This window comes from Isoalcanivorax indicus (assembly GCF_003259185.1).
In the GTDB taxonomy this organism is placed as follows: domain Bacteria; phylum Pseudomonadota; class Gammaproteobacteria; order Pseudomonadales; family Alcanivoracaceae; genus Isoalcanivorax; species Isoalcanivorax indicus.
This window is the reverse complement of the sequence record NZ_QGMP01000002.1, coordinates 1-15,718: the sequence shown is the minus strand read 5'-3', so window position 1 is coordinate 15,718 and position 15,718 is coordinate 1. Positions and strand designations below refer to the sequence as shown.

The window sequence follows — 15,718 nt, the reverse complement described above, 5'->3', positions numbered from 1 at the left end:
CATGAAAACAATAAATTCGATTGCGCTACTCATACTGCCCGCGGTGCTGATCAGCGCATGCGGGGGTGACAAACAGATCACCAGCGACGACTGGGGCGACCGGCCACGGCTGGAATACAGCTATCCTTATGCCGGCCAGCAGGCGGTGTCCACGCGCGCGCCGCTGGTGCTGCGCTTCTCGCACCCGCTGACCGATACGGCGCCGGAAGATGCCGTGACCTGGGAAGACGAGACCGGCGAGCCGGTGCCGTTCAGTGCCAGTCTGACCGAGGATGGTCGCTCACTGGTGCTGTCAGCGACCGGGCCGCTCAAGCCACTCAGCAGCTATCAGGTGAGTGTCGGTACGCTGGACTCGGAAGGGCGCCAGGTCAGGCTGCCGGACATGCCGTTGACCTTCATGACCCGTGACGCCCTGTCCGGCCCGCGCGAGGCGCGTGCCTTGCCGGGGCCCTTCGCGCTGGCACGCCTGATTCCCGACGGTGACACCCAGCCCGTGATGGATTTTTCCGCGTTCCGGCTGCAGTTCTCGCAGCCGTTGGCGCGCGACACGGTGCGTTACGGGGACACCCTGTTTCTGGAAGACGCCGGGGGGGATCTGGTACCCGCCCGAGTCCTGGTGCAAGGCAACTATGTGACCCTGGATCCGGAGCAGGATCTGAGCCCCGGTGGCAGCTATACCCTGCGTGCGACCTCGGCGCTGCAAAGCCTGTATGGCGAGGCCCTGGAGCCTGTCGAGCGGGCGCTGGTGGCGCTTGATTCTGCGCCCCGGGAAACCCTGGTGCAGCGCGCCGGGGATTCTGCCGAGGGCACCCTTCTCTCACCGTTGACGGGCATGCCGATCAACAATGTCCCCGTGAATGCCCGTCTGCTGGGGGATCAGAGCAGCTCCCAGCAGCAGGGGGATGTGTTCGCTGAACTGGCGTACATTCCGAATTTCCCGGATGCGGCGCCCCTGCGTGTGGCGCGAGGGGCCTTGCTGGAGGGCAGTGCGGTACAGGTGAATATTGCCGGTGAAGTCCCTGCCGGTTTTGGCACCGGAGACATCGAGGTGCGTTTCATCAGTGATGCCATGGGGTATCTGGTGAAGAACCCCTATGTGGGGCCGGCGGATATCGACTCGCCACGGCATATCCGTCTGTTCATGGACGTGGCCATGACAGCGGAAGATCCGCAGGCCAACGGCGCCCTGAGCCAGGACCTGTTGCATGTGGAGCTGGCGGGCACAGCCATGGTGGAAGACGGCCAGCTGGTCATCAATGCCATCGGGGTGGTGGAGCCGCGCGTGCTCGGGCTGGAGCAGGCCTGGGGCATCCTGTCGTTCCGGCTGGAGTCTTACCGGGATCAGTTGAACGCGCCTGCGCCGGTGCCGGATACCACGCCGCCGACGTTGCAATCCTGGGTGCCGGATGCGGAAGCTGATGCTGCCCGGCCGGGCGATCCGGTGATCCTCAATTTCAGCGAAGCGATTGATCCCGCCAGTGTCGAAGGTGCGGTCACCCTGGAGCGTGACAATGCCCCGATCGCCCATGACTGGCGGCTTGATGGTGCGTCGCTGGTGCTGTATCCGCAGGATGGCTTGCAGTTTGGCAGCGACTATCGGGTGATCCTGAGCAGCCAACTGACCGATGTCGCGGGCAATGCACTGGCCGACGAGGTGCTGGAGTTCGCCATGCCGGTCTATCAGGGTAGCGGCAACCGTGCCCCGATGGCGCTGACGGTCTATCCCGGTTATCCCTGTGCCAAACAGGATGCCAGCCTGGACGGCACCGAGGCTGAGCATCAGGGGCGATGTGTGGGTGGCCAGGGCGGTGACGATCGCCTGCCGGTGGAGCGTCTGCCCGGGGCCCGGTCCATCGAGGTGCAGTTCTCACAGAACATGGATGCCAGCAGCATAGTGCTGGGTGAACACTGCGGTGAAGGCACCTTCCGGGTTGAGCGCCTGGACGCGGCGGGCAACTGCACTGGCGTGGTCGAGGGGCGGCTTGAACGCCACACCCGGTCGTTGCGCTTTACGCCGGACACGCCATGGGAGACCGAGGCGCTGTATCGCTATGTGCTGGCGTCGGCCCAGAATCCCACCGGTTGCGGTAACGATGCGATCTGCGCCGAGTTCGGTTATCCGTTGCAGACAGCCTTGCTGCTCGGCCGTCCCGGCAACCAGGGTGGGCCGAACCTGGTCAACCACTTCCGCGGTGGCCCGGACACCGGGGATGTATTGCAGCATCTGGTCAACCTGCCGACCTCGGATGTGAATGCCAACTACGCCATTGATCCGGGTGAGGCCAGTCCGCAGCCGGATCCTGAGCGGCCGGGCTATTACATTGTGCCGGACAACGCCGCCGAGTTGAGGGTCAACAACACCAGCGGGTTGTTGCTGGACGCCAATGTGGGGTGTGGCTTTACCGGCGGCGGTTACAGCCCCGGCAAGCAGACCTGCAATGACGAGAAGTTCCTCTACATCACTGGCGGTCTGACGGCAGACGTGGTGGATTATGATCCCGCGGAAGACGCCGTGCGCGTCAATATTCGTCCCACGGTAATCATGACGACCTCCATTGATGTGCATGCATTGCTGTTGCTGCTGATCATTCCCGATCAGACCGTGATTCCCACGGGGCCGCAGGTGATGCGGCTGCGCTATGAGGAGGATGAGCAGGGTCGCCGCACCCGACCGATCACCGGCTGGCTGTATGAAGGGCCGGACGGCCCGCGCCTGCGCGCCACCTTGCAGTTGTATCTGGACGCGCCGAATCTGGCGCCCAGCGCGCTGGGTATTACCCTCACCCATGACCTGTACAGCTATCCGCTGACGCTGGAAGTGGATGGACCGGTGGAGTTCATGCCCGATGGACGCATGGTGATTCGCCAGACCAATATCGGTGGGCCCTCGGATATCACGGCGAGCATCAGCCTGCTTGGTATTGGTGCGGCGGGGATGACACTGCGCATTCCGGAAGAGGGGATGAACCTCACCTTCCTGTCCCGGCCGGTCAAGGACTGACAGGCACCTGGTCCTGATACGAAAGTGCCAGACACACAGGCCGTCGGCGGCGCCGATGGCCTGTGTGTTTACACTCGTTTTCCCCCGTGTAACACGATTACTACGCCGCTTAAAAAACTCCCGCTGAATCGGCTCCCTGCGTCTGTCACGCTGCAACAACCCGAATAATAAGCATGCGGAGCGCGATATCATGTTCTCTCCACTCAGGTTGTCCATGGCGGCGGTCTGTGCCGCCGGTCTGGGAATTTCTGCCCTCGGCGCCCACGCCAGCATGGGCAATACCGCCACTACCTTCGGCATCCTGCCGACGGATATCGCCTCGGCGCAGGGGCTGTCGCTGTTCAACAGTCAGGTGTCGGCCACCTACTACAACCCCGCGTTTCTGGTGCGTGATCCGCGCGGCGAACTGACGGCGGGCCTGTTTCATGCCGAGCATGAATTGCGCGTCGACAGCCAGGGCGGATTCAACGCGCCCACCCGCGAGGGCGACGTGCTCAACGACACGCCGTCTCAGCAGGTGCTGATCGGCATGAAGACCGATCTGTCTTCCGTCACCAAGTACAACACGCCTTTCTATCTGGGTTTCATCGCCGGAGTCGAAAAATTCGGGCAGGAAATGCTGGCCTTCGAGTCCGGTGAGTCTGAGGAAGGCCAGTTCTTCACCTATGACCGGCAGCCTCTGTTTCTGAATATCGGCGGCGGGCTGACCCTGTGGCGGGGCATCGATGTCGGTGCGTCGGTGCGCGTGACGCTGCATGCTGAAGCCGCCTTGAGTACGGACACCACGCTGGGTGGCACCACCTCCCGTGAACGCCTGGAAGTGTCCGCAAAACCGGTACTGCGCCCGATCCTGGGGGTCAACGTGAACTGGGGCGAGACCTTCTGCAGCCACACCCCCTGCTGGATGGAGAACCTGGACACCGCGCTGGTCTACAAAGGCTACTCCAACACCCGCACCAAGGTGGATGCGCGCGCCATCATCCCGGAAACCCTGGGCGGTGATGGCCTGCTGCTGGCGATTCGCACCATTGATTCCTTCCAGCCGGAAATCGTGACCGCAGGCGCCCAGTATCAGTTCGGCCGCGCCCGCGTTGCCCTGTCCGGCGAATTCCAGCGCTGGTCGCGTCTGGAGCGCGAGTTCGAGGGCGACACCATCAAGTCGCGTGCGAACATCGAATTCCGGGATATCTTCATTCCGCGCATCGGCGCCGAGTATCGGGTGAACGACATGTTGTCGGTGTCCACCGGCTTGGCCTACGAAGAGTCTCCGCTGAAAAGCACGCGCACGGAAAACATCAACTACCTGGACAACGACCGCATCATTGTCGGATTCGGCGGGGCACTGGAAATTGCGAATCCGCCGGTGCTGGCGTTCCCCTTGCGGCTCGACTTCGGTTACCAGTACCACCATTTGCGTGATCGGGATTTCATTATTTCCGGCACGCGTTCCAGTGACGGTGAGCCCTATGAAGAGCTGGTCACCGCCGACGGCGATGTCCATGTGGTCGCCGGTTCGATAACCATCAAATTCTGAGGGGGTGCGAGATGATCAGGCAGGCATTCCTTGTTATCGGTTTGGCCAGCGCGGCGCTATTGAGCGCCTGCGGTGGCAGCTCGCAAACGGTCACACCGGCGCCGCCCGCCCTGTCGGTGTTCTACACCTATCCGGCAGCCGACCAGGTTGAGGTGTCGACCCGTGCGCCGCTGGTGGTGCGCTACTCCCGGGCCGTCGAGATCACCCCGGACGATGCACGCCTCGAAACGGCTGACGGGACACCGGTGGCGGCCGATGTGTCGCTGACGGATGATGGCCGCAGCATGGTGGTACGGCCGCAGGCCGCCCTGGCGGGCAACACGCAGTATGTCCTGAGCACGCCGCGCCTGCCGGGCCTGCCGGATGAGGGTATCCGTTTTCGCACGGCGCCAGCCGAAAAGGGCCCGCGCGCGGATCGCGTGCTGTCGGAGACCTTTGCCGTATCACGCATGATCCCTGATGGTGACCTGCTCGAGTTCATCGATTTTTCATCCATTCGCTTGCAGTTCACCCAGCCACTGGACACCGCAACGCTGCACTACGGTGATTCGGTATCGCTGCGTGCCAATGGCGAACTGGTGCCCGCCACCCTGCTTGCCAGTGGCCGTTTCATCACGATTGATCCAGACGAAGACCTGCAGCCTGGTGTCACCTACACCCTGTCGGCGAGCGCTGCCGTGCAGAGCCGCTACGGCGATCCCTTGTTGCCGATGACGCAGACGTTTGTGCCCCGCGATGCCGGGGCCACCTCAGTGTTGCCGTTGCTGGCGCCGGCCAGCGGTGAGCGTTCGGTGCTGACCGGCGATACCGTCAATCTGGTGCCGGTGGTGGCTTCCCTGCTCGGTGAAAATACCGCGTCGCAGCAGGAGGGCATGATCTTCGCCGAGCTGGCGTTCCTGCCCGATTTCCCCGATGTGTCGCCGCTGCGTATCGGTCGTGGTGGCATGCTCATGGGCGACCAGCTGGTGGTGAAGATCGGTGGTGAGGTGCCGGCGGGCTTCAATTCCGGCACCGTCACCGTGGAATTCATTTCTGATGCGGTGGGCTACCTGCTGCCGAACCCGTTCAGCCGTAACCCGAACGCACCCCGGCAATTGCGCGTGTTCATGGATATCGCCATCTCCACCGGCGACCCGGAAGCCAATGCGGCCTTCAACCAGAATATCCTGCATCTGGAACTGATCGGGCAGGCCATCGTCGAGAACGGACGGCTGACCGCCGATGCGTTGACGGTGGTGGAGCCGGAGGTGCTGGGCGTGCAGACCGCCTTCGGGGCGCTCAGTTTCCGCATGCAGAGTTTCGGTGATGACGACGAGCGGCCTGATCCGATGCCGGACATGCGCGAGTTTGCGGTGCAGTCCTGGATGCCGGGCAATGCGGTGCCGCCGTTCCAGGACAACAGTGACAAGCAGCGTCCCGGAGACCCCATCGTGGTGAACTTCACCAAGGCCCCGGACCCGAACAGTCTGGGGCTGGGCGATGACCTGTCCCGGGTCGAGGTGATCAGCGGCGGCATGCCGGTGCCTTTTGATGCGACGCTGGACGGCATTTCTCTGGTCATCAATACCGCGCTGGCCTATGGCGAAACCTATGACATCGTGTTGCAGGATGGCATCACCGATATCGCCGGCAACCCGCTGGTGCCGCAGACCTTGTCCTTCACCATGCCGGAGTATGTGCGTGACGGCGCCGCGCTCGCGTCGCCGCTGCCGCTGAACGTGTACCCCGGCTACCCCTGTGCGCTGGATACCAGTGCGCGCAATCTGGCGGCGGGCGTCAGCGGGCGCTGCGACGGTGGTATGACCAGTGATGATCTGTTGCCGGTGCCGGGGATGCCGGCAAACCGGCCGATCGAGGTACGCTTCTCGCAGATCATGAACCGCGACAGCATCGTGCTGGAGCAGGCCGGTCAGCCGGGCAGTGTTGTGGTCGAGCGCCTGAACGAAGACGGCAGCAGCGCCGGACTGGTGGGCGGCGAGCTGCTGGTGCGTGACCGCGATCTGGTCTTTACTCCCGATGAGCGCTGGGAAGAAGGCGCCCTGTATCGCTACACCCTGCGCTCCAACGGCCAGAGTCGCGGCAGCGCCTGCACGCCGGGAGAGATGATCTGCTCAGCGGACAACTTGCCGTTGCGCACCCGATTGCTGGCGCAAACACCGGGTGCCGCGCCGACACTGAATGGCGGCGGCCCTGATCTGGCCATTGTGTTCCGTGGCGCTCCCGAGGTGTCGTGGGCCCGTATCCTCCTCAACAACCTGCCGACCGCTGACGTCAACAGCAACACGCTGCGTGATGCCGGCGAGGACAATGCGGTGGAAAACCCGGAGCTGCGCAAGAACTCGGCGCGCATCGAGGTCACCGGTGTGGGGGGCGTGGTCAACGATGCCGAGCTGCAATGCGGCAATGACCGCAGCGGTAACCCGCTGGATGACTGCTACGTTTACCTGACGGGTGGCATTGATGCGGATGTGGCTGGCTTTTTCGACGCTGCGGCCGCCGAAGCCATTGCCCGCACCCCGGTCCCGCCGGACGTCACGGCGGCAGGCGGTGGTGTGCTGGTATACCTCTATCCGACCCTGTTGCAGACCAGCAATGTCGTGGTGGATGCCGATGCCGCCATCGGCGAGGCGGCGCCAGCGGATACCGGACCCATGACCATGCGGGTGCGCTATGCCTGTGATGCACGCACGTCAGGCACGCCCACGCCGCCCCATGCCGAGCCCATTCGCCCCTGTGAAGACGGCGAAGCCGGTCTGGTGGAAGGCTGGATCATCGAAGGCCCCGACGGCCCGCAGTTCGCGACAGCCCTGAACCTGTACATTGATTCCCCGGCCCTGGATCCGCGGGTGAATATTCTGGCGCTGGAAACCCTGCCAGACGCGCTGGCCGATGCCATTGGTGTGGTGCCGGGGCTGGGCGACGTGGTCGGCGGGCTGCTGGGGCTGCTCGGCCCCGTGCTGGACCCGGTGCTGGGTGGCACCGGCGACCTGCTGGAGCTGCTCACCGGTTTCCTGCCGGACGGCGCCAACCCGGCGGCGGTGCCGCTGGAGCACAACCAGCGCAGCTACGGCTTTGCCCTGCAACTGCTGGGCCCGGTGGAGTTCTACCGGGATGGCCGCATGGAAGTGGGGCTGCTGAGCCAGGATGACGTCAACCTGGATGTCGAACTGGTGGCGCTGGGCTTCCTGGAGGCCGAGGTCAACCTGCGCATTCCGATGAACGAAACCAACCTCAATTACACCTCAGGGCCGATCAAGCGCTGAAGGCGGGAGTGTTAACAGGCGGGGACATCCATGTAGAATGCGCGGCATACCTTCGTAGCCGGATACGCAGTCTCCATGGGACACAGAACCCCGCTTTATGACCAGCATGTGGCCGCGGGTGGCCGGATGGTCGATTTCGCCGACTGGGACATGCCGGTGCATTACGGCTCCCTGCTGGATGAGCACCATGCCGTGCGCCAGGACGCGGGCGTCTTTGACGTGTCGCACATGACGGTCGTGGACGTCAGCGGCCCCGGCGCGCGCGATTACCTGCGCCATTTGCTGGCCAACGATGTCGACAAGGCCCCCCTGGGCAAGGCGCTGTACAGCGCCATGCTCAACGAGGAAGGTGGGGTGATTGACGACCTGATCGTCTATCGCCGGCCTGATGATTACCGTCTGGTGGTCAATTGTGGCACCCGTGAAAAGGACCTGGCCTGGCTGGCGAAGCAGACCGGCGGCTTCGATGTGGCCGTGACCGAGCAGCCGCAACTGGCGATGCTCGCCGTCCAGGGCCCGCAGGCCCGCTCCCGCCTTGCCGCCCTGCTGGATGGCGCCCGCCGTGAGGCGGTGTCCTCCCTCAAGGTGTTCGCGTTTGCCGAAGACGGCGACTGGCTGATTGCCCGGACCGGCTATACCGGCGAGGATGGGGTCGAGATCATTCTGCCGGGGGCCGATGCCGTGGCGCTGTGGGCGCAATTGATGCAGGCCGGGGTGCGTCCCTGTGGTCTGGGCGCTCGCGATACGCTGCGTCTGGAAGCCGGCATGAACCTCTATGGCAACGATATGGACGAGACGGTGACACCGTTGCAGGCCGGTATGGCGTGGACGGTGGCCTTCAACGACGGTCGTGAATTTATCGGCCGCGCAGCCCTGGAAGCACAGCAGGACCCGGAGCAGCTGGTCGGGCTGATTCTGGAAGAAAAAGGGGTGCTGCGCGCCCATCAGCGCGTGGTGACCCACGCCGGCGACGGCGAAATCACCAGCGGTACCTTTTCACCGACGCTGGGCGTATCCATTGCCCTGGCGCGCGTGCCGGCCGGCGTTGCCGGCACGGCGGAAGTGGAAATCCGCAACAAGCGGCTGCCGGTGCGCATCGTGCGCCCACCGTTCGTGCGGCACGGCAAAGCCGTCTACCAGCAATAGTCTGAAAGGGAAGAGATCATGAGCGATATCCGCGCCGAGCTGCGTTATGCCTCCACTCACGAGTGGGTCCGTCTGGAGGATGACGGCACTGCTTATGTCGGCATCAGCGATCACGCCCAGGACGCCATGGGCGATCTGGTCTATGTGGAGCTGCCGGAAGTGGGTCAGGAGATGAAAGCCACCGACGAGGCCGGTGTGGTGGAGTCCGTCAAGGCGGCGTCCGACATCTACGCCCCGGTGTCCGGTGAAGTGGTGGCCGTCAACGAGGCCCTGGAAGATACCCCGGAACTGGTCAATCAGGACCCTTACGGTGACGGCTGGCTGTTCCGCATCCGTGTGGCCGACACCGACGAGCTGGAGCAGTTGCTCAGCGCCGACGACTACCGTGAACAGCTCGACAGCGAAGACTGATGCCGTACATTCCCCACACCCCCGATGATGTGCAGGCGATGCTGGCGGCCATTGGTGCCGAACGTATCGAGGACCTGTTTGACGAAATCCCCGAGCACCTGAAGGCCGGGCGCCTGGACGCCCTGCCCGACGGCCTGTCGGAAATGGAAGTGACCGCCCTGATGGCCCGCCGTGCCAGCCAGGATGCCGGGGCGCTGTGTTTCCTCGGGGCCGGTGCCTACGAGCACCACATCCCGGCGGCGGTGTGGGAGATTGCCACACGCGGCGAGTTCTATACGGCCTACACGCCCTATCAGGCGGAAGCCAGCCAGGGCACGTTGCAGACCATTTATGAATTCCAGACCCTGATGGCGCGACTGACCGGGATGGATGTCAGCAATGCCTCGGTGTACGACGGCGCCTCGGGTCTGTCGGAAGCCGTGCTGATGGCGCTGCGCGCCAACCGCAAGTCGAAGTCTGGCCGTGTGCTGATGCCGGATGCGGTCAACCCGCGCTATCGCCAGGTGGTGCAGGACATCTGCGTCAATCAGGGCGTTGAGCTGGTCAGCGTGCCGGTCGACCGCAACAGCGGCGTCACGCCGACCGCCGCGCTGAGTGCCCACGACGGCGAGGATTTTGCGGCGCTGGTCATTGCCCAGCCCAATTTTTTCGGCTGTCTGGAAGACGTGCACGCGCTCACCGACTGGGCCCACGCCCAGGGCATGCTGGTGATTGCCGTGGTCAACCCGACCGCCCTGGCCCTGCTGACACCGCCAGGCGAGTGGGGGAGTGAGGGGGCCGATATCGTGGTGGGCGAAGGCCAGCCGCTGGGGGTGCCCCTGTCCTCCGGTGGGCCCTACTTCGGCTTCATGTGCTGCAAGCAGAAACATGTACGGCAGATGCCCGGCCGTATCATCGGTCGCACCGTCGATCTCGAAGGCCGACCCGGTTTCACCCTGACCCTGCAGGCCCGCGAACAGCACATCCGCCGTTCCAAGGCGACCTCGAACATCTGCACCAACCAGGGTCTGGCGATGACGGCCGCGACCATCTACCTGTCCCTGCTGGGGCCGGAGGGGCTGGAAAATGTGGCTGCCCATTGTCACGCCAATACCCGCGATCTGGTGGCCGCGCTGACCGCGCTCGACGGGGTCAGTGAAGCCTTTGCCGCGCCGACGTTCCACGAGGCCGTGTTGCGGCTGCCCCGCCCTGCGGCCGAGGTGCTGCCGGCACTGGCGGCGCGCGGCATCATTGGCGGTTACGACCTGGGTCGCGATGATCCCGCGCTGGCCGATTGCGTGCTGGTGTGCGCCACCGAGACGCGCACCGCAGAAGACATCAGTGCCTACGCTGCCGCCCTGGCGGCGGTGCTCGCCGAGGAGGCCGCATGAGTACGCCGGATACCCGCGATGACCTGCTGATTTTTGAACGCTCGCACCCCGGCCGTCGCGCCATGGCTCAGGCGCCGAAAGCCCTGCCCGCTGATCGGCTGGCGGCGATTCCTGACAGTCTGCGCCGTCGTGCCCGCCCGGCATTGCCGGAAGTGTCGGAACTGCAAGTGGTGCGTCACTACACCAACCTGTCGTCAAAGAATTTTGCCATCGACAAGCAGTTCTACCCGCTCGGCTCCTGCACCATGAAATACAACCCGCGCGGCGCCAACCGCGCGGCCATGCTGCCCGGTTTTCTGGGCCGCCATCCGCTGGCGCCAGAGAGCCACAGCCAGGGCTATCTGGCCTGCCTGTACGAACTGCAGGAATTTCTCAAGGAAGTCACCGGCATGAAAGGCGTGTCGCTGACGCCGATGGCCGGTGCCCAGGGGGAGTTTGCCGGGGTGGCGATGATTCGCGCCTACCACGATGCCCGCAATGACCACGGGCGCACGGAAATCCTGATTCCGGAAGCGGCCCACGGCACCAACCCGGCGACGGCCGTCATGTGTGGCTATACCGTGCGCGAAGTGCCGGTCAACCGCGATGGCGATGTGGATCTGGACGCCCTGAAAGCCGCCTGCGGGCCGCAGACTGCCGGGCTGATGATGACCAACCCGTCCACCTGTGGTGTGTTCGAGCGGCAGATTGATGCCATCGCGAAAACCGTCCATGAAGCGGGCGGCCTGTTGTACTACGACGGCGCCAACCTGAATGCCATTCTCGGCAAGGTGCGCCCGGGTGACATGGGCTTTGATGTCATCCACATGAACCTGCACAAGACCTTTGCCACGCCGCACGGCGGGGGGGGGCCGGGGGCCGGCCCGGTGGGCGTCAGCGAGCGCCTGAAGCCGTTCCTGCCAACCCCGATTGTGGGCCGTGACGGCGAGCGTTATCGCTGGCTGGATCGCAACGACCTGCCGCAGAGCATCGGCCAGCTGTCGGCCTTCATGGGCAATGCCGGTGTCCTGCTGCGTGCCGGTTTTTACGCCCGCGTGCTGGGTCGCGAAGGCATGATTCGCGTCGGCGAATACTCGACCCTGGCGGCCAACTACCTGCTCAAGCGACTGGAAGCTGTGGGGTGTACGGCGGCTTACCCGGCCCGCCGCGCCAGCCACGAGTTCCTGCTGACGTTCGCAAAAGAGGCGAAGACGCTGGGCGTCTCTGCCATGGATATCGCCAAGCGGCTGCTGGACTATAATCAGCATGCGCCGACCACCTACTTCCCGTTGCTGGTACCCGAGTGCTTCCTGATCGAGCCCACGGAAACCGAAACGAAAGAAGCGCTGGATGCGTTCGTAGAAGCCATGGCGGCCATCCTGGCTGAAGCGAAGAACGACCCGGAATTGCTGAAAGGCGCACCCTGGACCCAGCCGGTACGGCGCCTGGATGATGTGAAGGCCGCGCGTGAACTGGATCTTGTCTGGCGCGAATGACCAGCGCCAGCAGGTGACGACGGTGCCCGTACCGGCTTAGTATCCCGACCTTGCGGCAGTCTGGCTGCCGCCGGGTTGCTTTACAGGCCGAGTCATGGATATCGACACCGAGTGCATTCCACTGGGGCACATGCAGACCTACTTCGATCTGCGCAAGGGGCTGGTCCTGAAAATGGACTGGCTCGAGCGTCGTAGCCAGATTCGCCTGAATAATCCCGACGAAATTCTCGACACCATCATCGGCATCAATCCCGAAACCTTCTACCGCAACGCCGGAATTGATTACCGCGATGGCGATGACGCCCGCTTCATCAGCACGCGCCAGTGCCTGGCGCTGGTGGACCAGGCGGTGCGCGCGCTGGGCATGCCTTACCTTGGTCTGGTCATGGGCAACCTGATGACGGCCTCGCATCACGGCATGGCGGGCATGGCTGCAGTGACCCAGCCGACCTTGCGCGAGTGCATGGAAACCGTGTGCCGCTATTGCGACGAGCTGTTCCCGCCGCTGGAGATGACCGCCGACATGAGCGGCGCTGAAGGGTGGCTCGAAATCAGCGAAGCGATCCCGCTGCACCCGTATTCGCATTTCTTCTTCGAACTCAACACGGTCAGTTTCTATAATATTTTTCTGCATCTGGTGGGTGAAGGCCGTGATGCCTTCCGGGTGGAATTCAGCTATCCGGAACCGGCCTGGGGGCATATCTACCGCCGCTACTTCCGCTGCCCGGTCCTCTTCGATCAGCCACGCACCCGCATCGTCGGTGATGCGTCGCTGGCGGATTTCGAGCTGCCCCTGGCCAATCGCCTGATGGCCATGTCAGCGGAAAAGACCCTGTTCGAGAATATCCCCACCCGCGCCATGCGCCTGCTGCCGGTGCGGCTGCGGCGCCTGCTGATGCGTTGCTATGGCGCCTTCCCGTCGCTGGAAAACGCCGCGTCGGACCTGGGTATGAGCGGCCGCACCCTGCGCCGCAAGCTGTCCGAGAGCGGCACCAGCTACCAGCAGGAACTGGATGCCGTGCGGCAGAAACTGGCCCGGGAATACTTCGCCCGGGGCGGCGAGTCCGTCACGGAAGTGGCCATGATGCTGGGCTTTGCCGATTCCTCCGCCTTTGCCAAGGCCTTCCGCCGCTGGACCGGCATGTCGCCCAGCGACTACCTGCTGGGGCGCGAGCCCAGAAATATGTGATTTCCGTCACATCAAATGGCGGCAGGGTGTCTGATTGTGTCAAATCAGAAATCGATTGGCCGGATTTAACCGATGATTGTCCCGCATTATCCTGCGCACACTTGTGCACCGGAATAGTCTGCTCTGGCGTGCCCGAACAAGGCCGCATTACCGCATAACAACAACAAGAATGATCACAATAAAAAGAACAAACAGCGGTAAATAAACACAAGGAGCTCCAGCATGCGTCACCAGGATCTGATCCGCGAACAGTTCAACGATAACAGGATGATGACCCTGGCTTCCCTGGTCATGCTGGTCATCATTCTGGTGAGCATTGGTTTGATTGTGCTGGCCGGGGGGCAACCGGATACCGTGACGACGGCAATGCAGGTGCAGCATGACCACCCTGCGCATTGAACGGGCGCGCCGCGCCGACCTGGCGGAGCTGGCTCACGTCGCGCAGACCGTTCATGCCCACAGCTTTGCCGACATGCTGGGCCCGGCCGCGCTGCAACGAGACCTCAATGGCCCGCTGTCCGCCTGGCACCTGCGCATGCAGGCCCGCTCGGACCTGTTTCTGGTGGCGCGCCGCAAGGGCGTCATCCTGGGTCTGGCACAGGTCGGTGTCTGTGATACGCCCGCCGAAGACCTCTGGTTGCCTTGCATGCTCAGCTCTGGTGCCCTGGAATTACGCCGCATCTATGTGCTGCCTTCGGCCCAGGAACAGGGCCTGGGCAATGCGTTGCTGGGCGCAGCGACCGAAGTGGCGGAGCAGGCCGGCGCTGACATGCTGCTGGATGTCTGGGCGGGCAACACCCGTGCCCAGCGTCTCTATGCCCGAGCGGGCTTTGTCTTCTGCGGCAACCGCATCCTGCCGCCAGATCGCGCAGCCAGCCAGCGCGGCGCCAGCCTCGATCTGATCATGATACGGCGCTACCGCCGCAGCGTGGCCCATTCGGGCTGACCCGCTGGATAGTTATCCAGAGGTTCCCTAGACTGGGCGCCCCCTGACAGACACCGGATAGCGCCCGTGACCGACACCCTGCCCACCCTGCGATTGCGCCGTGGCGAGGAACGCCGCCTGCGTTCCGGCCACCTGTGGATCTATTCCAACGAAGTGGATACCGAGCGCACGCCGCTGAAAGGTCTGACGCCCGGTGTCGAGGTGGTCGTGGAAGACTACCGCGGCAAGGCACTGGGCCGCGCCTACGCCAACCCTCAGTCGCTGATCTGTGCCCGTCTGTTCAGCCGCGACCCGCAACAGGGTCTGTCCGGCAGCCTGCTGAAAAAACGCATCGCCGATGCGATCACTTTCCGCGAGCGACTGTTCCCGGAACACTGTTACCGCGCCGTATTCGGTGAAGCTGACGGCCTGCCGGGCCTGGTCATCGACCGTTACCGCGATCTGTTTGTCATGCAGTCGGGGACGGCGGGCATGGAAGCCGTGCAGGATCGCGTGGCCGATATCCTCGTGGCCCAGCACGGGGCCCGCGTGGTGGTGGCGAAGAATGAAAGCAGCATCCGCGAACTCGAAGGTCTGGAGGCCTACACCCGCGCCCTGCACGGCGACCTGCCGGAATCCGTTTCACTGTCCGAGAACGGCGTCGAATACAGTGCGCCGCTGGCGGGCGGGCAGAAGACAGGCTGGTTTTTTGACCACCGCGCGGCCCGCCGCCAGTTGATTCCGCTGGCGAAGGGCGCACGCGTGCTGGACGTGTTCGCCTACTGCGGTGCCTGGGGGGTGCTGGCGGCCACCCAGGGCGCCAGCGACGTCACCTGTCTGGATTCCTCCGCGGCGGCACTGGAATACGTGCACCGCAATGCCGAGGCCAATGGTGTCGGTGACCGGGTCCAGTCCCTGCACGCTGATGCGTTCGCGGGCATGAAGGAGCTGGCGGCGGCGGGCGAGAAGTTCGATATCGTGGTGCTGGATCCGCCGGCCTTTATCAAGCGTCGCAAGGACGCGAAAAACGGCCTGGCGGGATACCACGCGATCAACGAGCTGGCGGTGCGTCTGGTGGCACCGGGCGGCATTCTGGTATCGGCCTCCTGCTCGATGCATCTGCCGGCGGCACAGCTGCTGGACGTGGTGCGTGCCAGCGCGCGCCATATCGATCGCTTTGCCCAGGTGTTTGCCCAGGCCGGGCAGGCCGAAGATCACCCTGTGCATCCGGCAATTCCCGAGACGGCCTACCTGAAAAGCTGGTTTGCCCGGATATTGCCCAGTCTTTGACGTTGGGGCGTCCCATTCTTTGTTGGTTGGGTGGTTGTGGCCCTCGGGGGGCGGGTAAAGGGTTTCTGGACACGCCGTGAATACATCCATGTAGGCTCTCGTTCGGCATCCATG

Annotated in this window: 11 protein-coding genes; all 11 read left to right on the top strand. The window is 64.0% G+C overall.

The window, feature by feature from the left end:
• The first annotated feature begins 1 nt into the window (after position 1).
• The 11 genes from DKW65_RS11940 to DKW65_RS11895 all read left to right on the top strand — a co-directional run bounded on the left by DKW65_RS11940 (position 2) and on the right by DKW65_RS11895 (position 15,604).
• Positions 2-3,001, top strand: coding sequence for an Ig-like domain-containing domain (locus DKW65_RS11940; RefSeq protein WP_111657649.1), 3,000 nt, complete (start codon positions 2-4; stop codon positions 2,999-3,001).
• A 190-nt stretch (positions 3,002-3,191) separates the two neighbouring features.
• A complete protein-coding gene (locus DKW65_RS11935; RefSeq protein WP_111657648.1) occupies positions 3,192-4,535 on the top strand; it encodes an OmpP1/FadL family transporter in 1,344 nt (447 codons plus the stop codon).
• An 11-nt stretch (positions 4,536-4,546) separates the two neighbouring features.
• A complete protein-coding gene (locus DKW65_RS11930) occupies positions 4,547-7,798 on the top strand; it encodes an Ig-like domain-containing domain (RefSeq protein ID WP_111657647.1) in 3,252 nt (1,083 codons plus the stop codon).
• Between the two features lie 75 nt (positions 7,799-7,873).
• Complete coding sequence (gene gcvT / locus DKW65_RS11925; protein ID WP_111657646.1) at positions 7,874-8,944, top strand: glycine cleavage system aminomethyltransferase GcvT; 1,071 nt, start codon at positions 7,874-7,876, stop codon at positions 8,942-8,944.
• An 18-nt stretch (positions 8,945-8,962) separates the two neighbouring features.
• Positions 8,963-9,355: a glycine cleavage system protein GcvH gene (gcvH, locus tag DKW65_RS11920; RefSeq protein WP_111657645.1), complete on the top strand. Its 393-nt coding sequence runs from the start codon at positions 8,963-8,965 to the stop codon at positions 9,353-9,355.
• Positions 9,355-10,725, top strand: a complete 1,371-nt coding sequence (gene gcvPA, locus DKW65_RS11915) for an aminomethyl-transferring glycine dehydrogenase subunit GcvPA (protein ID WP_111657644.1) — start codon at positions 9,355-9,357, stop codon at positions 10,723-10,725. Before gcvH ends, gcvPA begins: the two co-directional genes overlap by 1 nt.
• Entirely contained in the window at positions 10,722-12,200 is a 1,479-nt protein-coding gene (gene gcvPB / locus DKW65_RS11910; protein WP_111657643.1) for an aminomethyl-transferring glycine dehydrogenase subunit GcvPB, read from the top strand. The genes gcvPA and gcvPB overlap by 4 nt, the downstream gene beginning before the upstream one ends.
• A gap of 94 nt (positions 12,201-12,294) precedes the next feature.
• Positions 12,295-13,389, top strand: coding sequence for an AraC family transcriptional regulator (locus tag DKW65_RS11905; RefSeq protein WP_111657642.1), 1,095 nt, complete (start codon positions 12,295-12,297; stop codon positions 13,387-13,389).
• A 222-nt stretch (positions 13,390-13,611) separates the two neighbouring features.
• Positions 13,612-13,788: a hypothetical protein gene (locus DKW65_RS15915; RefSeq protein WP_162925847.1), complete on the top strand. Its 177-nt coding sequence runs from the start codon at positions 13,612-13,614 to the stop codon at positions 13,786-13,788.
• Complete coding sequence (locus DKW65_RS11900) at positions 13,769-14,335, top strand: GNAT family N-acetyltransferase (protein ID WP_111657641.1); 567 nt, start codon at positions 13,769-13,771, stop codon at positions 14,333-14,335. The genes DKW65_RS15915 and DKW65_RS11900 overlap by 20 nt, the downstream gene beginning before the upstream one ends.
• 66 nt (positions 14,336-14,401) lie before the next feature.
• Positions 14,402-15,604, top strand: coding sequence for a class I SAM-dependent rRNA methyltransferase (locus tag DKW65_RS11895; RefSeq protein WP_111657640.1), 1,203 nt, complete (start codon positions 14,402-14,404; stop codon positions 15,602-15,604).
• Positions 15,605-15,718: the final 114 nt, after the last annotated feature.